Raw genomic sequence first — 19,361 nt, forward strand, 5'->3', positions numbered from 1 at the left:
TTTGAAAGGAAGTTTTCGATATGGCACAAACAGCAACAATTAAGGGTATGAAGTGTGACGGTTGCGCAGACACCGTTCAAAAGGCATTTGCTGATTTAGCAGGTGTGACAGCTGCTAGCGTTGATTTAGCAGCTAAAAAGGCCACTTTGGAAGGGGCAACCGTTACCAAAGACCAATTAAATGCGGCTTTAGCAGACACACATTACGAAGTAACTGACTTAGCTTAAGCTGAGTTTTAACGAGGTCTCCTGATAAGGGAGGCCTTTTTTGGTTTAAGTAAAATAAGGGCCATTAAAACTAGGAAAATCAGCAAGGTTCTAGTATGCTTGAGAGGTTTTTAAATCTTAAATCAATAAGTGAGGTGAGTGCGCAATGCGTCAAGCATTAGCACGATTACCGATTCCTATATCAGGTGTGATGTTAGCGTTACTGGCAATGAGCAATGTGATGCTGCTGACAAAACAACCGTTGATTGGCCTTTTTTTACGTGGGTTAGGTTTTTGTCTTTTAGCCCTACTGGTGTTGAAGTTATTGTTTGCTTTTGATAGCGTCAGTGCGATGCGCCACAATCAAGCAGTGGTCTCCACCATGGCTACCTTTCCCATGGCACTGTTGATCGTGGCCACCTATTTGCCGACGATTGGTGTGCCTTTGTGGCTCGCACGTTGGTTTTGGCTAGCCGTGATCGGATTGGAACTGGTGGTGGTAGGATTGTACACGACAATTGTGCAACAAGATTTTTCAATCAACAAAATGGATCCGGGCTGGTTCACAGTTTACATTGGGCTTGTGGAGGTGACGATTACGGCGCCTCGTTTTGCACCACGTTTCGGTCAAGTTGTGTTTTGGCTGTGCGTGATGGTGTACTTAGGCATTATCCCGGGTATTTTAAAGCGTGTTTTCATGTTACAAAATTTACCGGATGCGATTTTACCGATGACTGCAATTTTAGCGGCGCCATTTTCCATTTGTTTGGCCGGCTATTTGCAAGACTTTACAACGATCCAGCCCATTTTATTTGGAGTGTTGTTAAGCGGCTGTCAGTTGTTCTATATTGTTGCAAGCTATAAAATCGTGCACATGCTGTGGGTGCAACGATTGCCGTTTTATCCCAGCTATGCGGCGTTTACCTTTCCGTTGGCAATCACCGCAACGGCCATGACGTTAGCCGCACAACGACTGCCTGTTTTAAGGCTGATCGCCCAGATTGAAAGTTGGGTGGCCGTTATCATGTGTGGTTTTGTATTGTACCGTTATGGGCGTTATCTTGGCGCTAAAAAAGCGTAGCGAAAATCGCTACGCTTTTTTTGGTGGCCTTTAATGAGGACGTTTTTCTGCTTCAACCATCATTTTTTTGGCTTCACATTTATAATCGCAGGCGGCACACTTGCCATGTTTAGACCGTTTGGCAAGTTTTACGATTTGCCAACCAGCAAAGGCAATAATCACCGCAGCGATGATGAGATTGATCAAAATCGACATCACAATCAACTTCTTTCTATAAACCCAGTAGTAACCCACCTTGATAGAACAGTGTGGCGAGTAACAATGCAATGAAAAAGCTTGAGATCACTGAATAAATTGGCCATTTCCAGGTGCCAGTTTCAGCGTGGATCACCCCAATTGTTGCAAAGCAGGGGATATACAGTAAAACAAAAACTAAAAAGCTGTAGGCGGCCAATGGTGTGAATAATTGGCTTAAGGAGGCGACCAATAACGTGCGGTTAGCCGTATGATACAGCACCATTAAGGTCGAGCTGATGACTTCTTTGGCCATGATCCCAGTTAGAATGGCACTGACGGCTTCCCAAGAAGTGACACCAAAGGAATGGAAAATCGGTAACAATGTTCGGCCGATAATGGCTGAAAAGCTCTGATTTACGTTTGCAACGGCGCCAGTTGGGCCAAAGTAACTAAGTAACCAGATCACAACTGTCCCAGCGAAAATAATCGTGCCGGCTTTGTGAATAAAGCCTTTCCCTTTATCCCAAGTCCCGTGCCAAATAATGGCCGGTTGTGGCAAGTGATAGTCGGGTAATTCAATCATGAAGAAGGATTTATCTTCACTTTTGAAAACAATTTGATAAATTTTAGCTAACAACAACGCCACCACGATTCCCAAGAAATAAAGGGAAAGGACAATGACGGCTTGATTTTTATTGAAAAATGCCGCTACGAATAGGCTGTAGATTGGTAAGCGGGCGGAACAGCTCATGTAAGGCGAGATCAATGTGGTGATCAGCCGTTCCTTAGGCTGTTCAATCGTTCGTGCCGCCATAATGCCAGGGACGTTACACCCAAAACCAATGATCAGTGGGATAAAGGCCTTGCCGTTTAAGCCGACTTTGGACATGATCTTATCCAAGACGAGGGCCGCCCGTGCCATATAACCTGAGTCTTCTAACACAGAGATACAGGCAAATAACATGAAGATCTGTGGTAAGAATACCAAGACACCGCCAACCCCAGCAATCACACCATCAACGATCAAGGAGCGTAAAAACGGCATGGCGCCGGCTTGGGTCAAAAGGTGATTGGCGGTACTTGAAATGGGACCAGATAGCCAGCCATCTAAAATATCCGAGATCGGTGTGCCGACCCAGTCAAAGGTCAGTTTAAACATCAGTAAAAAGACCAGCGCAAAAATCGGTAATCCTAAGATCGGGTTGGTCACAACGCGGTCGATTTTAGCCGTTAAGTTGCGTACCCGCGGGCTGGCAGCTTGTTCACGTGCCGCCTGCAAGGTGTTTTCGATGAATGTCAGCCGTGTCTGATAGATTTTTTCTTCGAACTTTTGCGCTTGATAATAAGGCAGTTGGTTCAGCAGCGCTGTGAGCTGGTGTTCTTTGGCATAATGGATCACCGCTGCGTTGGCGTTCATAAATTGAATCGCTAACCAATAAGCAAAACGTTCATCATAGTCGTTATCGCGACAAAGGCCGCGTACGGCTTGTTCCGCAGCTTGTTGCACGGCAGCCGGATAAACTAATTTAAAATCGGTGTCGCCGGTCATGCCGTGATCATCTTGCAACAATTGGTCTTTTAAGGCGTTAACGCCTTTGTTGCCGCGGGCGTTGGTGGTAGTCACTTGACAATGAAAGGCCTTTTCAAGAACATCTAAATTATAACGAATTCCCAGTTGGGCCAAGCTGTCGATCATGTTTAGCGCAATGATCATCGGCTTACCAAACTCAAGTAATTCGATTGAAAGCAATAAATTTCGTTTTAACTGTGCCGCATTGACCACATTTAAAAATAATTCTTGTGGTTCAGACAGTAAGTAATTTGTGGCAACTGCTTCATCTTTCGTCAGTGGATTTAAAGAATAAATACCTGGCAAATCGACAACTGTGATATCACTATCCTTAATGGCACCGACTTTTTTCTCGACGGTCACACCGCTCCAGTTGCCCATATAGGCATAGGAATCTGTCAGGCGGTTAAACAACGTCGTTTTCCCCGTGTTCGGGTTACCAAATAAGGCGATCGTGGTCATTTAATCGCCTCCTCGCAAGCGCCGCACCAGCGCCTTGCGTAAGCCAACTTTTTGGTCGTCAAAGCTTAAAATAATCGGGCCGTTAAAAGGGTAACGTCGTACAATCTTGACTTGCTTACCAGTGGTTAAACCTAAATCACGCAAGCGATGTTGTGCAGTGGCATCTAAATCGTTTAAGCCATGAATACAAAAGGTTTCAGCTGTACTTTGATGAAAGAATGTCATACCCATCCACTCCAATATATTGAAAAATAAGTTGAATTTACTTTGAATTGATCACGTTAAAATGCAAAATATACAAAAAAACCTTTATACACTTATGATTATATCAAGAAAACGCTTTTTTAGGCAGGGGTAACTGAAAACAAAGTTCATTTGTAACATCTTTGTAACATTTGAATGAAAACAGGTCGCCTTTGCGCTTTACCCGTAAACACGGTAAAATGAAGCTGAAATTTAGATGCGCCGGTGACGCTTAAAGGCGCAAGGTAGTTGGACCAAAGGGGAGAATTTTATGAAAGTGGTTATTAAACAGCCAGCGTTAGTCAGTGTGATATTAGATGACACGCAATTAACCATTCAGGAGACGACTAAACGACGCTTTCGGCGGGATCTGGTGGCCGAAACGGTAATCTCACGGCAGGCGTTAACTGAAATGACGTTTACCGAAGCAACCGCTGGATCAGTGGGTGTCTTAAATTTAAGCTATGAACGAGATGCCGCTTATCATACGGTGAAAATTGAATTTGAAGCACAAGATGGCGCCTTTTTAGCACCATTACATCAGGCACTGGCGGCCCAGATCACCGCGAATGGTCAGCTTGGGGAAGATGACTATGTGGCCAACGCAAAATTGATCACAGATTACTTTAAAATGTATCAAGACGGCGTGCTGTCGAAAGCAGATTTTGAGGCAAAAAAGCGGGCCATTTTGCATTTAGATTTAGAGTAACCGACAGTCAATCATGAGAAAGCAGGTGGGAATATGGCAAAGCGGATCCAGCGCCAAAAACTTAAAAAACAGCAATTGAAAACGTGGCAAAAGCAGCAATCTCAGCGCCAGTCACAGACATCATCTCAGGCACCGCAACCAGTGGCGGCCCAGGCAATGGCGAAAAATTTGGCACTATTGTCAGAAAAGGCGCCGACACCGGCGCCAACCGTCCCACCAGCTCAACCGAATGTGTTGCAAACAACCTTACAACAATTGAAACAAGATCTGGCATCAACAGCCTATTTAAAACAGGCTACAGCGCCAACAGCAGCTGAATTAAACGCTTTGGCGGATGTGATTGGACAAGCCTTACCGCCAAGCTATCAGCGCTTAATGGACGTGGTAGGCCCGTTTTATGGCGGTGGCTACTTCTTTGCCGGGGCGAGTGCGGTACCAGCAGCTGATTTGTTGTATTTGAACCAAGCTTTACGCGCCGATTTATTACCTGATGCCACATCATTGTGTGTCTTTGCCGTTTCAGAAACGCATTTTTTGGCGTACGACTTCACACAAATGACTACGGCACTTGAGCCGGCGATCGTACGCGGCAATGGCCGGGGCTACCAACGTGTTGCCCGCCAGCTCAGTATTTTGTTACAACAGATCAATGCCCAGCAAAAAAGCTGAAGACCAATTGGCCTTCAGCTTTTTTGTTGGGGAATAGTAGGTGAACTTGCTATACTAAACGAGAAAGGTGGGATGACAATGAAATGGCAACGACTGCGCACCATTTTAAAACAGTATCAAGCAGCAGAAATTTCCAAAAACGCTGTGGTCAGTACGTACTATATGTTGTTATCTATTTTCCCGTTGTTGATTTTTCTAGGCAACTTATTAGCGCTTTTAAAATTACCGGTCAGCGAAGTCTTACGTTACGTGGCGATTATCGTCCCTGAATCGCTGTATCCAACCATTGCACCGCTGATTCGATCACTGCTTACCCAAGGAAACGGTGGTTTGTTGTCCATTGGGGCAGTGGTGACGCTTTGGTCAGCCAGTAAAGGGGTCGTCACGTTGCGGCAAAGTGTCAATCAAGTTTATGATGTCAAAGCGCCACAAAATGCGCTGTTAGGGCGCTTGATCTCGTTGGTACTCACCCTGCTATTTTTGATCGTGGTGGTGACTTTAGTGGTGATCTTTGGTTTTGGTCAAGATGTGCTTGATTATTTAGCCCCTAGGCTGAATTTACCGGCACAAGTGCTAACGCTATTTGGCCAATTTAAATTACCCGTTGTTGGCCCGATGTTATTGCTGATCTTAGCCTTATTGCAATATTGGTTGCCGCAAGTCAAACTGCATTTACGTTGTGTGTGGCCAGGTGCCTTGTTTACGGCTGTTGGGTGGTTAGCGTTGGCCCAATTTTTTGCACTGTATTTACGTTACTTTGCGCGTAGCGTCACCAGTTATGGCGCTTTAAGCACCTTTATTATTTTACTGTTTTGGTTAAACTTTTTGGTGCAATTTTTATTACTGGGTTGTTTCTTGACCCGCTTACTAGAAACCCATTTTTATGGGCAACCAGCACCAGTTGCGCATCACTTAGCACAGTTGTGGCCTGCTAAAAGCGCGCCTGATCGATCATCTGACGTGTCGGAATAGAGGGCTGTGCTCCTAGGGTTTGAACCGCCAGTGCCGAAGCCCGGCTAGCAAAGGTTAAGGCAGCTGGTAAATTGTGCAAGTCTTTCGCTAACACAGCGGTTAAGGCACCAATAAAGGTATCACCAGCAGCTGTTGTATCCACGGCTTTGACTTTAAAAGCCGGGATTTGTCCGCTTAGCCCGTGTTGATCATAGAAAACCCCTGTTTCACCTAATGTGATCACCACGTTGGCAACGCCTTGCGCTTGTAATTTTGCAGCGGCGGCTTTTAAGGTTGACAATTGGGTGGGAATCACTGTTTGTTGGGTGAGGATGCTGGCCTCAGTTTCGTTCGGGACGATCAGATCCGTCAATGCCAATAACTTAGGTGGCAACGTGGCTTTCGCCGGAGCGGGGTTTAAAATAGTGGTCACACCAGCGGCCTTCGCAATTTGAAAAGCAGCTAAAGTGACAGCTAGTGGTGTTTCAAACTGTGCCACTAAAAAGTCAGCCGAGGTAATCGCCGGTTTAGCGGCGGTGACGTCTGCCACCGTTAGTGTTTGATTGGCCCCGCCGTCGATCAAAATACTATTTTGCCCGGCGTCGTCTAACATAATGTAAGCTTGTCCAGTGGCCGCAGCAGTGGTTGTGGTGACATGATCTAAATTGACTTGTGCGGCTTGCAAGGCGTCCGTTAACAGGGTGCCTGCACTGTCGGCCCCAACTTGACCGATAAAAGTGGTGGCAGCACCTGCGCGGGCGGCTGCAATTGCTTGATTGGCACCTTTACCACCGCCAGCCGTCTTTTTCGCGGTTAAGGCGATCGTTTCCCCAGGAAGTGGTAAATGGGGCATTTTTAAAATCGTATCGGCATTTAAACTGCCGAGAACTGTGATGCGAGTCATAAGCAAACCTCATTTCTATGATTGAATAGTTTTATTTTAAAGGAAAACAGGTCAAAAAGGCGAATCATAGCCACTCAAAAAGCACCCCTAAAAAGGAGTGCTGGTATTTAATAGCGATCATGCTCTAAAACGGCTAAGCGATGATAATATTCGGTTTCACTGATTTTACCAGTGGCATAGAGTCGATCTAACTGTGTGCGTGCGGCGCTGGTGTACTGCACCCGACTTTCTTGTTTAACTGCTTGATGGGTCATTCGGAAAATAAAGGTGCCTAAGAAGCCCAGTACAAGCAATAAAATAAACCAGCCAGCAAAATGAGTACTGCCCATTGCGGCACCGAAAGAACTGCATTGCGTCATCATAATGATCCCCCGCTTTCTATGTCCTTCTCTATTGTAACCCTTCTCAAGAGAAATTGGCTAGTGATTAGCCTGAAATTTACAAGAATTTAACGGCTAATTTCCATAAAATAATAGCAGTTCCGGGCAACAGCGCGTATAATTGTGACGTTTGGTTTGAATGATGTGCTTCGGTTACTTTTTATGCCATCAATCGTCATAAAAGTGTTGACACATTAATGAAGTGGATTATATTAGTTGAGAGTGAAACAATTAAGTGGCATCGAGATTAATTGGGTACCAAACTGAATGATTTGCACGTTTAATTTTGAGATAAAGGATTGGACATTCAATGAAAGAAAAAACAACTGCAGCAACTGATCAAATGACTCAACTTGCTGCCATTGCGCCTGATCAGGTCTATGCAACCTTAAAAGTTGCTGATACAGGCTTAAGCGCCGCCGAAGTGGCAAAACGCCAGGAAAAGTATGGTAAGAACGTCATTGAAAAGGCCGCTAAAGAATCGATGGTCAAGAAGTTTTTGAAGAACTTTACCAGTTTAATGGCGATTCTATTATGGGTTGGCGGGTTGATCGCCATTTTTGCAGATATGCCGCAATTAGGGATTGCAATTTGGTTGGTCAACGTGATCAACGGTGTGTTTAGTTTTTGGCAGGAATTTCAGGCCGGAAAAGCAACCGAAGCCCTGAGCCAAATGTTGCCAGCCCATGCGCGGGTTTTACGGGATGGCAAGCAACAAGACATTTTAGCAGAAGATCTTGTACCAGGTGATACCATTTTGGTTGAAGAAGGGGACAATATTTCCGCAGATGCCCGGTTGTTGGCTAGCACGAATTTGAAAGTGGACCAATCCACATTAACTGGGGAATCAAACCCAGTTTCAAAGGCCGAACGTGCCGTTGAAAAAACGGATGTGACCCATGCAGAACTGAAAAATATGATTTTTACCGGCACTGCTGTTTCCAGTGGGAGTGCCAAGGCCGTGGTGTTGTCAACGGGGATGCAAACTGATTTTGGGAAAATTGCACGCTTAACGCAAGGAGTCAGTGCTTCTGCCAGTCCTTTGGAAAAAGAATTGGATCGTTTGACACAGCAAATTTCGTTGATTGCGATTTCGTTAGGGGTCTTTTTCTTTTTAGCAGCTGTTTTCTTTGTCCATTATCCATTAGCACAATCCTTTATTTTTGCGTTAGGGATGATCGTCGCCTTTATCCCAGAAGGCCTATTACCCACTGTAACGCTGTCTTTAGCCATGGCGGTTAATCGCATGGCGAAAAAACATGCGTTGGTCAAACAGTTGTCCAGTGTTGAAACGTTAGGTGAAACTTCTGTCATTTGTTCTGATAAAACGGGGACTTTGACGCAAAATCAAATGACTGTTAATCATTTGTGGTTACCGACAGGGGAATTGATCGTCACTGGCCTAGGCTATGCGCCTGAAGGGACTATTGAACGCAATGGCCAAGTGGTGCAGGCGGCTGATGATAGCGACCTTAACCAATTGGTTCGTGGCGCTGCTTTAGCCAGTAACGCACGTGTCGTACCACCTGATGCGGAACATGAACGCTATACCGTATTAGGGGACCCAACCGAGGCCTGTTTAACCGTGGTTGCAGCAAAAGGTGGGTTAAGCCTTGAAACAGAAGGCAAGCGAACCCCACGGATCAAAGAATTACCATTTGATTCTGTGCGGAAGCGTATGACGACTATCCACCAAACAGGGGACAAACAAATTGCCTATATCAAAGGGGCACCCAATGAAGTAGTGGCCTTATGTGATCAGATTTTGATCAATGGTGAAATCCAGCCGATGACGGATGCCCAACGAGATGAGATCATGACCGCCAATGATGGTTACGCCCGTCAAGGTTTACGAGTACTGGGTGTTGCCACACGTGATGTCACTGCCTTAAATGCCGATGATTATACCATCGAAAAAGTGGAACAACAGCTGATCTTTGTGGGGTTAACCGTGATGGCCGATCCACCACGCCCAGAAGTAGCAGCGGCTGTTGCAGAATGTCATAAAGCCAGCATTCAAATCATTATGGTGACTGGGGATTACGGCTTAACAGCTAAGAGTATTGCGCAGCAAATCGGCATCGTCACGGACGATAACGTGCGCGTGGTGACTGGCCAAGAATTAAAAACCATGACGGATGATGAATTGCGTACGGCTTTAAGCGGTGAAATTATTTTCGCCCGCATGGCACCTGAACAAAAGTATCGTGTTGTTTCCATGTTGCAAGATATGGATCGCATCGTTGCCGTTACTGGGGATGGGGTAAATGATGCCCCTGCCTTGAAGAAGGCCGATATTGGGGTGGCCATGGGGATCACCGGCACCGATGTGGCCAAAGAAGCCGCCGATATGATCTTAACGGACGATAACTTTGCTTCAATTGTGCATGCCATTGAAGAAGGCCGCACAGTCTTCAACAATATTAAGAAGTTCTTGCTGTATATTTTAAACAGTAATATGTCTGAAGCAGTGCCTTCAGCTGCCTTCTTGTTCTCACGCGGTGGCATTCCCTTGCCATTAACCGTCATGCAGATTTTATCTGTGGATCTAGGGACCGATATGTTACCAGCCTTAGGGTTAGGCACAGAAAAAGCGGAACCGGGGACTATGAACAAGCCGCCACGGTCGAAAAAAGAGCGTTTGCTAAGCAAAGGTATTATTGTAAAAGCCTTCTTCTGGTATGGCTTAATGGCGGCCATTGTTTCGCTAGGCGCGTACTTCTTTGTTAACTTTGCCAATGGCTACACTTTCAGTCATTTAGCCACCAGCGGTGCGGTTTATCGTGAGGCCACAACGATGACATTAGCGGCCATCGTCTTTAGTCAAATCGGTGCAGCCATTAACTGTCGGACCTTAAATGAATCCGTGTTTAAAATCGGAATTTTTGGCAATCGACGGGTTATTTTTGGGATCGTGTTTGAAGTTGCCTTATTGGCTTGCTTGATCTACTTACCATTTCTACAAGGAATCTTTAATACAGCACCATTACAGCTTCCTGAATGGATCTTCTTAGTGATCATTCCATTCCCACTGGTACTCATTGAAGAATGCCGTAAATGGTTGGTTCGTCGGAAACAACGTCAATAAAAAGTTGACCTCCTGTTCAATTTATGATATTCTCATCATAATTTAATACGGTTAGATGTCGTTATGATGAATGAACAGTAGAAACATATCTCGGTGTGCAGAGAATTGACGGTTGGTGCGAGTCAAGCAGGATATGGATTTGAATTATAATAACGGTATCGCATGATTATTTTGAATAATCGACAAAGAGTGCGGCAAGTTTGCCGAAGTTGGGTGGTACCACGTTAGAGCGTCCCTGTGAAAACAGGGGGGCTCTTTTTTTAATTTTAACCGGGATTAAATAACAAACGATAAAGGGGGGTTTAGTGTGACAACAGTTGTAATTGAAGGACTGGGCTTGATTGGCGGTTCGTTGGCTTTGGCGATTAAAGAAGGGGTGCCGGACGCCTATTTGATCGGATTGGATCAACAAGCGACGACCTTAACTTATGCCAAAGCGCGGGGTCTGATCGACGAAATCGGCAGTGACTTAGCCACAGTGGCACCGCAGGCGGATTTTATTATTTTAGCCACACCTGTGGTTTGCATCAATCGTTCCTTACACATTTTGACGCAGGTCACGCTAAAACCGAACGTGATCGTAACGGATACTGGGAGTACCAAGCAACAAGTGATGGCAGCAGCTCAACCACTGCTGGCACAAGGGGTGACGGTGATTGGTGGCCATCCCATGGCGGGCTCGCACAAATCGGGCGTGCAAGCTGCAAATATTGACCTTTTTCGGTCGGCTTATTACTTTATTGTGCCGGCAAATGAGCGACAGGTGGCAGCTAGTCAGCGGCTTGAACAACTTTTGACCCCAACCCAGGCCAAATTTTTAACCGTTGCACCAGCAGCGCATGACCAGATCGTTGGCATGCTCAGCCACGTTCCGCATATTTTGTCGGCGGCTTTAGTTAATGAGACGCGAATCCAGTTTCGCGATTCACCAGCAGCACTTCGGTTAGCAGCTGGGGGATTCAAGGACATGACGCGCATTGCTTCATCTGACCCAGAAATGTGGGCGGATATCTTATTAACGAATCAGTCGATTATCTTAGGTCAATTAAAATCTTACCAACAACGGATCCAGACCTTAATGACCAGGGTAAATGCCGGTGACCATGACGCTTTATTGGACTTTTTCCACCAAGCTAAAGTTACCCGCGACGCGATTCAGCCCAAACAAACAGGTGCGATTCCAGGGTTCCATGATTTATTTGTTAACATTCCAGACCATACCGGGGCGATTGCCAAGGTAACCAGCTTGCTAGCGCAGGCTGAGATCCAAATTGTTAACATTCAGATTTTAGAGACCCGTGAGGACATTAACGGAATTTTGCAATTAACGTTTGCCAGTGCTTCAGATAAGCAACGCGCAACCGTGGCCTTAGAAAATGGCAATGTCACGATTACACAGAAGTAGAAAGAGGTTATCATATGTTAAAAGCAATTTTAGTAGGGTTCATGGGCGCCGGTAAAACCACAGTCGGTGGCGTATTAGCAGAACAAGTTGGCTGGGAACAAATTGATTTAGATGATGAAATTATTGCAGCAGCTGGCAAACCGATCACTGCGATTTTCGCAGATGATGGCGAAGCAGCTTTCCGTAAATTGGAAACGACAGTCTTACAAGCAACGTTCAATAAAACGGGCTTGCTGTCAACCGGGGGTGGTGTGGTTGAATCGGCTGCCAACCGAGATGTATTACAAGCAACGGATATTCCGGTGGTTTACTTGCAGACCTCAGGCAATGTGGTGTTAGATCGGGTTTCCGGTGATGATAGTCGGCCATTGGTCAATCAACTTGGCCCGGATGGCTTAAAGGCGCTGTTAGCCAAACGGGAACATTTATACCAAAGTGTTTCAGACTTGGTGATTCGGACGGATGACTTGACCCCTGAAGCAATTAGTGATCAAATTCAAGCTTATTTAAAAGAGCCTGCTGAATAACAAAAAAGATGCTCGTCCCTATCAACTAAAGGGATCAGCATCTTTTTTGTGTGCAGGTGATTAATCAGTGACTTCAAACTGAGCCAAACGTTGGGCGTCGATCGGCGTGACGCTGGCCACGATTTTAGTGCCAGTTGCATCATAATCCTGTGATTGTACACTGGCATGTTCGTTTAAATAGTCCACCCATTTGCCGTCCGCATACGGAACTAAATAGGTAAGCACTTGATGATCGGCAAATAGTAACTTCGTGATCAAGTCGCTGAGTTGTTGTAAGGAAGCCGGATCATTGGCAGAATAGATCAGGTCATGTTCGCTGTTTACTTGCGGGAACTTGGTATCTGGACGCAGGTCAGCTTTATTGTAGGCATAGATCATTGGAATATCGTGAATGTCCAATTCGGCCAAGGTTTGTTCCGTCACTTGGACCATTTGCTCATAGTTAGGATCAGAATAATCGATGACTTGAACTAATAAATCCGCCTGAGCCGCTTCAGCCAACGTGGAACGAAACGCCTTGATCAGTTGCGTGGGCAATTTGCTCACAAAACCAACCGTGTCACTTAAGAGGAACTTTTGGTGGCTCGGAAGATGGATCTCACGCACACTGGTATCTAACGTAGCAAACAGCATATCTTTTTCAAAAACTTGTTTGCTTGGCGCTTCATCAAAAAGCTGCAGTAAGCCATTCATGGTGGTTGACTTGCCGGCATTGGTGTACCCGACTAAGGCAACTGTTGGCAGTTCTTGTTTATCACGCTGTTGGCGCTTCGTCGCCTGAGCCACATCGAGCTGGGCCAATTCTTTCCGAATCTGGGCAATGTGATGTTTAATGGTCCGTTGGTTTAATTCCAGTTTGGTTTCACCACTCCCACGATTGGCGAAGCCTGGACCGCCACCTTGTTGCATTAAGTTGGCTTGTCCACCTACGCGCAGCCGTGGCAACCGATACCGCAATTGTGCGATTTGAACTTGGAGTTGTGCTTCGCGAGAATGTGCTCGGTTGGCGAAAATCGCTAAAATCAAGCCAGTCCGATCCATGATCTTCACATCAGGCAAAGCTTGGTCTAAGTTGCTCATTTGTGCAGGGGTCAATTCATCATTTAAAACTAAAAATTCAGCATTTTTTTCAGCGGCCAGGCCTTTGATTTCATCGATTTTGCCGACACCAAAATAAGTGCCAGCATTAATGCGTTCGAGATTTTGAAAAACTTCACCAACAACTGTCATCCCATTGGCCTTTACCAGTTCAGCCAGTTCTTGGACTTCATAATCGAAATTGGTGGCCTGTAAATTAACGCCGCCAATCAAAACGTTAGGAGCTTCATTGAGCATATGCGGTTCCTTTCTTGATGCTAGAGTACGAACAGTGAAAACGTACGTTCATTGTAACATGGCATAAAATAGACAGCAATTTTACAGCCCTATAAAAAATATCCATGATGGATATTGAAAGTCCTTGACAAATGTTGTCAAACGAGTATGATATGTTTTCGTAAAGAAGTCTCAAAAGCTTTGAAATTTACAGTAGGATTTTTATAAACAGTTGGGTATGAAGGGGGACAAATTTAGATGAAACGGTTTTTAGAGCGCCATGGGGGTGCTTTGATAGCATGGATCGTGGTTGTGGTTTTGGCATTAGTGATGATGCCGAATACTACCCGGTTGATTCGTGAATACGGTCAAACCAAGATTCCAGCAAGTGCGCAAAGTCAGGTTGCCGATACGATCCAAAATGGTTGGGGGCGTGGTCAAGGGAATACCCGCCAAGTTGTGGTGGTGTTTAACAATGGTAAGCACGCCTTAACCGCCACCCAAAAGGAAAATATCGCGCAAACGATTCAAAATTTCCGTGATAATCAAAAACATTACCACATTAAAGATGTTTTAGCGGCCAGTGATAACGCTGAGACCAAGAAGCAGTTGGTGTCTAAGGACAAGTCCACAGAACTGGTTCAGTTGTTGGTGTCTAAAAAGGATACCGTTCGGCAAATGAATGCCGACATTACCAAAGCAGCGAAAACCAACGGTGTGAAGACGTATGTCACAGGTAGCGATATTTTAAATGATGATTTCGATAAAGCAACCGCCGATGGCATCAAGAAAACCGAAGTCATTGCGGCGGTGTTCATCTTTATTGTCTTAATTATTGTGTTCCGGTCACCAATCGTACCAGTGATCTCACTGTTAACCGTTGGGGTGTCCGTCTTAACATCATTAAGCATTGTCATGAACTTGGTCGATTACTTTGGGTTCCCATTGTCATCCTTTACCCAAGTCTTCATGGTCGTGGTCTTATTCGGGATCGGGACGGATTATAACATTCTCCTGTATGATCAGTTTAAGGAAGAACTCAGTAGTGGCGCCAGTGCCGTAGCAGCGACTAAAAAGGCCCGGCGGATTGCTGGCCGGACGATTTTGTACAGTGGCTCTTCCGTTTTGATTGGGTTTACGGCGCTAGCCTTAGCGAAATTCTCAATTTATCGTTCTGCCGTCGGGGTTGCCGTCGGGGTTGCGGTACTGTTATTAGTATTGCTGACCTTAAACCCCTTCTTCATGGCCATGTTAGGTCAGAAAATGTTCTGGCCAATCAAGGGCTTTAAAGGTGGCAGCACCAGTCGCTTGTGGCACGGCTTGTCGCGGCGCTCTGTGTTCCATCCCTTTATTTCATTGGCCATTGTCTTAGTAGTCACTGTGCCATTTTTATTCATGTATAGTAATCATTTAAATTATGATACGTTAGATGAATTAAGTGACAGTTTACCCGCCAAGCAAGGGTTCCATGTGGTCCAAGATCATTTTTCAAAAGGGACTGCTGAACCGTCAACCCTTTATATCAAGAGCTCACACAACTTAAGTCAAGAGCAATATTTGAAGCTGATCGATCAGGTCACCAAGAAGCTGCAAAAAGCGGATGGCGTGAAAACTGTGGCGTCTGTGACGCAACCAGGGGGCAGTGCGATTAGCAAGTTGTATGTCAACAACCAGTTGGGCACCGTTACCAAAGGGATGAAGAGCGCTGGTAAAGGGCTTAACAAAGTGAATAAAGGCTTGAATACAGCCAGTGACAAACTTGGTAGTAGCAATATGAGTAGTGGTTTGTCCAGCGTGCAACAATTAATTGATGGCACGGACCAGTTAACCACTGGGAGCAAACAGATCTCCAGTGGTGCAGGACAGTTAGCCAGCGGTGCAAACACCCTCAGTGGCGGTTTAAACACCTTAAACAGTTCGACTGGGACATTAGCAGCCGGCGTCACAGAATTAACCAGCGGCGCTTATGTGCTGGATAACGGCTTAGGTCAATATACCAGTGGGGTCAGTTCATTAAACAGTGGTCTGGGCACGTTAGCAAACAATAGTAGTAAGTTAACTGCTGGGGTCAACACGTTAAGTTCAGCTGGACAACAATTACCGTTAGCAGTGGCTGGGCTTACGGCTTATAACACACAGATCAACAAGGGCGTTGGCACGATTATGTCCAGTTTAAATGCCCAACAAAGTAAAATGAACGACTTATCATCCGGTGTTAGCCAGTTAAACAGTTTGGCCAGCCAAGCCGCTGCTTTAAAGAAGCAAGTCGATCAAGCGAAGCAAATTGAACCTGAACTAACCAAGATGATGACCTTATTAAATAGTTTACAGTCTGCTAAGTCGCAGATCAGCAGTTTGCAAACCAAGGCCAACACGTTAAAGAGTACCCAAAGTACATTAAAGACGGCATTAACGTCAATTGGCACGCATGATGCCAGTGCCATCGGTGCCGATAAGACAATTGTTGCAGCAGCACAAAAAATTGTTGATGATGATAGTGCCACAGCAGCTTCAAAAGCGCAGGCGCAAACGATTATTACGACAGCAAATAATAACGTGAATAACAATTTAAGCACTAACGTTAAAACGTTATCTAGTTTGAACCAACAAATGAGCAACTTGGAAGTACCAGATATGTCTGGTTTAAATAGTTTAGTCGATCAATTGCCAAGTGACAGTCAGATCAGCAGCTTAAAGCAGCAGTTAAGCAGTATGACGACCATGCTAGATAATGCGGATAAAATGTTAAGTGCAACCAGCGATTTATCTGCTGAAACCAAGCAATTGAATCAATTACCAACCATGTTAAGTCAGTTAACCAGCGGTTTGAGTCAATTACAAACGGCTTCTGGTTCTGCCGCTAGTGTAGCCCAACAATTGAACAGCCAAGTCAATGGCAGCGGCGTGGATACCAGCAGTGCAGCGACGATTCAAGCGACGATCGGTAATTCACAATTTACCAGCCAGATCAGTCAATTAACCAGTGGGTTGCAACAGTACATCAGTGGTGTTGATCAAGCCGCAACGGGGGCAAGCACGTTAAATGCTAGCTCTTCTGCTTTACAAAGTGGTGCCAACCAATTGGCTGGCGGCTTAAATCAAATGAATCAAAAAGTACCTGCTTTAACCAGTGGTGTGAGCCAATTGGCAACTGGGGCGAACCAGTTAGCCAGTGGGGCCACCCAATTAGGCAACAAAGCGCCTCAATTAACGGCTGGTTTGATTCAAGTGAACAATGGTCAACGTACGATGTACACCACGTTACAAGGGCTCGTCAGTCAAATGCAAACCTTACATGATGGTTTAGTTGATGCCAGCAGTGGCATTACCAAGATCAATAAAGGGGTCGGCAGTGCTGATGACTACTTAACCGGCTTGAAAGGTTCAGATGCAGCGAAGACTTATTATGTACCGAAGTCTGTTTTGAAGGGCAAAACGTACAAGCAAGCCTTAGACACTTACTTATCTGAAGATCATAAAGCGGCTAAGTTTACCATTGTGTTGGATTCTAATCCAAGTTCTGCTAAATCAATGGCTCGCATCGATAAGTTACAGACCCAAGTTCAAAATGAATTAAAAGGGACCCCACTTGCAGGCGCCAAAGTCGCCATTGGTGGGCAAACGGCTTCCATCAGTGATACCCACCATATTGCCAGCAGCGACTTCTTACGCACAGCGGCCATTATGTTAGTTGGGATTCTGATCGCCTTAATGTTCATTACCCGGTCTATCTTACAACCGTTCTACATTTTAGGGACGTTGATCTTAGCTTATATCACATCCTTAAGCTTGACCCGTTGGTTGAGTACGGCGTTCTTAGGTCAAAATATGTTGACTTGGAATACACCATTCTTCTCATTTGTCATGCTGATTGCCTTAGGGGTTGATTACAGCATCTTCTTGATGATGAAGTACCGTGAATTCGGTGTAAATGGTGGCACACCAAGTGAACGGATTACAGCAGCAGCCAGCGTCATTGGTGCCGTGGTGATTTCCGCTGCGATTATCCTAAGTGGGACCTTCGCTGCCTTAATGCCATCTGGTGTATTAACGTTGATCCAAGTGGCGTTAGCCGTGATTATTGGCTTAGTGATCTTGGTGATCATCTTACCAATGGTGATTTCCAGTTTGATTCGTTTAACGTATCCACTATCCGATAAGTTAAATGAAAAACGCAAATAAGCGCAAATAAAAAATCGAGGCAATTGTCTCGATTTTTTATTTGCGCTTATTTTTTGGGGTTAATGCGGAGTTTCTTTTGGCAATCTGGGCATAAGCCGTAAACTTCCATGTGGTTACCAGAAATCAAGTAACCAGTTAATTCCGCTGTTTGACTTTCAAGCCGATTTTCGTCTTCTTTGAAGCCAGGATAAGCAACGTCCACGATTTTGCCACAATTGGTACAAATGGCATGATAGTGGGGATCACCAAAGTAATCGTAATGGGTACTGCCATCACCATTTTGTAATTCCACCACTAAGCCTAATTCAACAAATGTGTTTAATGTATTGTAAATCGTAGCTGCACCTAAGTTTGGGAGTTGCTTGCTTAAAGCAGCTCGAATCGTTTCCACTGAGGGATGATTATGGTGACTGGCGAGGTAAGCTAAGATAATATGCCGCTGCGGTGTCACCCGTAAGCTATGTTCTTTCAGGACTTGCAACGTTTCGGCCATAATATCATTCGTAGCCACAGCAATCCTTCCTTTCTAAAAGTAAATTATCGCTATCCTTATTAAACAACTTTATGAGAACAATTCCAAGTTAATAACTTGACTTAACTGAAAAAACTTTTCAATTAGCCGCCACTAAAGAACTTTCACATTTTTTTCTAAAGTACTTTACTTTTGTTCTGTAAAAATTTATACTTTATTCGATAGCAAATGATAATCATTCTAAAAAAGGATTCAATTCAAAGTCGAATTCAGTTTTAGTCATTAAAGAGAGATTGGGGATTTTACAATGCAAGCAGCTAAGAAGCAACAAAGCCTGGCCGCAAAAGTGAATATTATCCGGGCGCTGGTCATGGGTGCCAATGACGGTATTTTATCTGTTGCTGGGATCGTCATCGGGGTTGCCGGTGCCACCAGCCATAGTGGTGCGATCTTTTTAGCTGGGATTGCTGGGATGTTGGCCGGTACGATCTCAATGGCGATGGGGGAATGGGTTTCCGTTAGCACACAGCGTGACACCGAGCGTCGCGCGGTTGAACGCGAATCTGCGGCTTTGGATGATCATTATGAAGCAGAAGTCACTTATATTCAGAAAAAGTATGAAAAAACCGGTATTTCCAGTGAATTGGCTGCTAAGGCAGCTCGAGAAATGCTTCAGAAAGACCCTTTAAAAGTTGCCGTTCGTGAACGATATGGGTTTGATTCACAAGAAAAAACCAGTGCCTTGGCGGCGGCGATTGCATCTATGATCGCCTTTCCAACCGGCTCGGTGTTGCCCTTATTATCCATTACGCTTTTCCCTGATCAGATTCGCATTGTGGCAACCTTTATTGCGGTTGTGGTGGCATTAACAGTCACCGGCTATGCTGCGGCTGCGTTAGGCAAGTCAAATCGTTGGCGTTCGGTTTTGCGCAACGTTGTGTCAGGTATTTTAACCATGATCATTACCCTGAATTATTCACCATAAGTTCTCCAAGTACAGTGTCACCCCGGTATCATGGGC

17 protein-coding genes are annotated in these 19,361 nt (G+C 45.2%); 10 read left to right on the top strand and 7 right to left on the bottom strand.

Going from position 1 to position 19,361, the window contains the following annotated elements; genetic code table 11:
- Positions 1 to 20: 20 nt before the first annotated feature.
- Both FC07_RS01490 and FC07_RS01495 read left to right on the top strand, forming a co-directional pair.
- Positions 21 to 227 (top strand): heavy-metal-associated domain-containing protein, encoded by a 207-nt coding sequence (locus FC07_RS01490; protein ID WP_057903366.1) that lies wholly within the window; start codon positions 21 to 23, stop codon positions 225 to 227.
- Positions 228 to 372: 145 nt separating this feature from the next.
- Positions 373 to 1,287 carry a TDT family transporter gene (locus FC07_RS01495; RefSeq protein ID WP_057903367.1) on the top strand — a complete coding sequence of 305 codons (915 nt, stop codon included), beginning with the start codon at positions 373 to 375 and terminating at the stop codon, positions 1,285 to 1,287.
- A 30-nt stretch (positions 1,288 to 1,317) separates the two neighbouring features.
- Here FC07_RS01495 and FC07_RS15775 read toward each other — a convergent pair whose 3' ends face one another.
- Genes FC07_RS15775 through FC07_RS01505 form a run of 3 tightly spaced genes read right to left on the bottom strand, consistent with a single transcriptional unit; the run spans position 1,318 to position 3,721 of the window.
- Positions 1,318 to 1,482 carry a FeoB-associated Cys-rich membrane protein gene (locus FC07_RS15775; RefSeq protein WP_155797818.1) on the bottom strand — a complete coding sequence of 55 codons (165 nt, stop codon included), beginning with the start codon at positions 1,480 to 1,482 and terminating at the stop codon, positions 1,318 to 1,320.
- Positions 1,483 to 1,498: 16 nt separating this feature from the next.
- Positions 1,499 to 3,496: a ferrous iron transport protein B gene (feoB, locus tag FC07_RS01500; protein ID WP_057903368.1), complete on the bottom strand. Its 1,998-nt coding sequence runs from the start codon at positions 3,494 to 3,496 to the stop codon at positions 1,499 to 1,501.
- On the bottom strand, positions 3,497 to 3,721 hold the full coding sequence (locus tag FC07_RS01505) for a FeoA family protein (protein ID WP_057903369.1): 225 nt from the start codon (positions 3,719 to 3,721) through the stop codon (positions 3,497 to 3,499).
- Between the two features lie 289 nt (positions 3,722 to 4,010).
- Between FC07_RS01505 and FC07_RS01510 the strand changes: the two genes are divergently transcribed.
- From FC07_RS01510 to FC07_RS01520, 3 genes are all read left to right on the top strand, one after another.
- Positions 4,011 to 4,448: a hypothetical protein gene (locus FC07_RS01510; RefSeq protein WP_057903370.1), complete on the top strand. Its 438-nt coding sequence runs from the start codon at positions 4,011 to 4,013 to the stop codon at positions 4,446 to 4,448.
- Positions 4,449 to 4,481: 33 nt separating this feature from the next.
- Positions 4,482 to 5,117, top strand: coding sequence for a hypothetical protein (locus FC07_RS01515; protein WP_057903371.1), 636 nt, complete (start codon positions 4,482 to 4,484; stop codon positions 5,115 to 5,117).
- A gap of 78 nt (positions 5,118 to 5,195) precedes the next feature.
- Entirely contained in the window at positions 5,196 to 6,089 is an 894-nt protein-coding gene (locus tag FC07_RS01520; RefSeq protein ID WP_235807427.1) for a YihY/virulence factor BrkB family protein, read from the top strand.
- On the opposite strand, the gene rbsK is transcribed toward FC07_RS01520, so the two are convergent.
- Complete coding sequence (rbsK, locus tag FC07_RS01525) at positions 6,049 to 6,972, bottom strand: ribokinase (protein WP_057903372.1); 924 nt, start codon at positions 6,970 to 6,972, stop codon at positions 6,049 to 6,051. The two genes, FC07_RS01520 and rbsK, sit on opposite strands and share 41 nt — an antisense overlap.
- 107 nt (positions 6,973 to 7,079) lie before the next feature.
- Positions 7,080 to 7,331, bottom strand: a complete 252-nt coding sequence (locus FC07_RS01530) for a hypothetical protein (RefSeq protein ID WP_162255857.1) — start codon at positions 7,329 to 7,331, stop codon at positions 7,080 to 7,082.
- Between the two features lie 331 nt (positions 7,332 to 7,662).
- Here FC07_RS01530 and FC07_RS01535 point away from each other — a divergent pair, with 331 nt between their 5' ends.
- The 3 genes from FC07_RS01535 to FC07_RS01545 all read left to right on the top strand — a co-directional run bounded on the left by FC07_RS01535 (position 7,663) and on the right by FC07_RS01545 (position 12,372).
- Positions 7,663 to 10,440, top strand: coding sequence for a cation-translocating P-type ATPase (locus tag FC07_RS01535; RefSeq protein ID WP_057903374.1), 2,778 nt, complete (start codon positions 7,663 to 7,665; stop codon positions 10,438 to 10,440).
- Positions 10,441 to 10,747: 307 nt separating this feature from the next.
- Positions 10,748 to 11,845: a prephenate dehydrogenase gene (locus tag FC07_RS01540; RefSeq protein ID WP_057903375.1), complete on the top strand. Its 1,098-nt coding sequence runs from the start codon at positions 10,748 to 10,750 to the stop codon at positions 11,843 to 11,845.
- 14 nt (positions 11,846 to 11,859) lie between these two features.
- The gene (locus FC07_RS01545) at positions 11,860 to 12,372 is read left to right on the top strand and encodes a shikimate kinase (RefSeq protein WP_057903376.1); all 513 of its coding nucleotides are present in this window, start codon (positions 11,860 to 11,862) and stop codon (positions 12,370 to 12,372) included.
- A 60-nt stretch (positions 12,373 to 12,432) separates the two neighbouring features.
- Here FC07_RS01545 and hflX read toward each other — a convergent pair whose 3' ends face one another.
- Positions 12,433 to 13,707 (bottom strand): GTPase HflX, encoded by a 1,275-nt coding sequence (gene hflX / locus FC07_RS01550; protein ID WP_057903377.1) that lies wholly within the window; start codon positions 13,705 to 13,707, stop codon positions 12,433 to 12,435.
- Positions 13,708 to 13,944: 237 nt separating this feature from the next.
- Here hflX and FC07_RS01555 point away from each other — a divergent pair, with 237 nt between their 5' ends.
- On the top strand, positions 13,945 to 17,868 hold the full coding sequence (locus FC07_RS01555) for an MMPL family transporter (RefSeq protein ID WP_057903378.1): 3,924 nt from the start codon (positions 13,945 to 13,947) through the stop codon (positions 17,866 to 17,868).
- A 46-nt stretch (positions 17,869 to 17,914) separates the two neighbouring features.
- Here the strand turns inward: FC07_RS01555 and FC07_RS01560 are convergent, their stop codons facing one another.
- Entirely contained in the window at positions 17,915 to 18,361 is a 447-nt protein-coding gene (locus FC07_RS01560; RefSeq protein WP_057903381.1) for a Fur family transcriptional regulator, read from the bottom strand.
- Between the two features lie 286 nt (positions 18,362 to 18,647).
- Here FC07_RS01560 and FC07_RS01565 point away from each other — a divergent pair, with 286 nt between their 5' ends.
- Positions 18,648 to 19,325: a VIT1/CCC1 transporter family protein gene (locus FC07_RS01565; RefSeq protein WP_057903379.1), complete on the top strand. Its 678-nt coding sequence runs from the start codon at positions 18,648 to 18,650 to the stop codon at positions 19,323 to 19,325.
- Positions 19,326 to 19,361: the final 36 nt, after the last annotated feature.

Origin of the sequence: Loigolactobacillus bifermentans DSM 20003, assembly GCF_001434575.1 — a bacterium.
GTDB lineage: Bacteria > Bacillota > Bacilli > Lactobacillales > Lactobacillaceae > Loigolactobacillus > Loigolactobacillus bifermentans.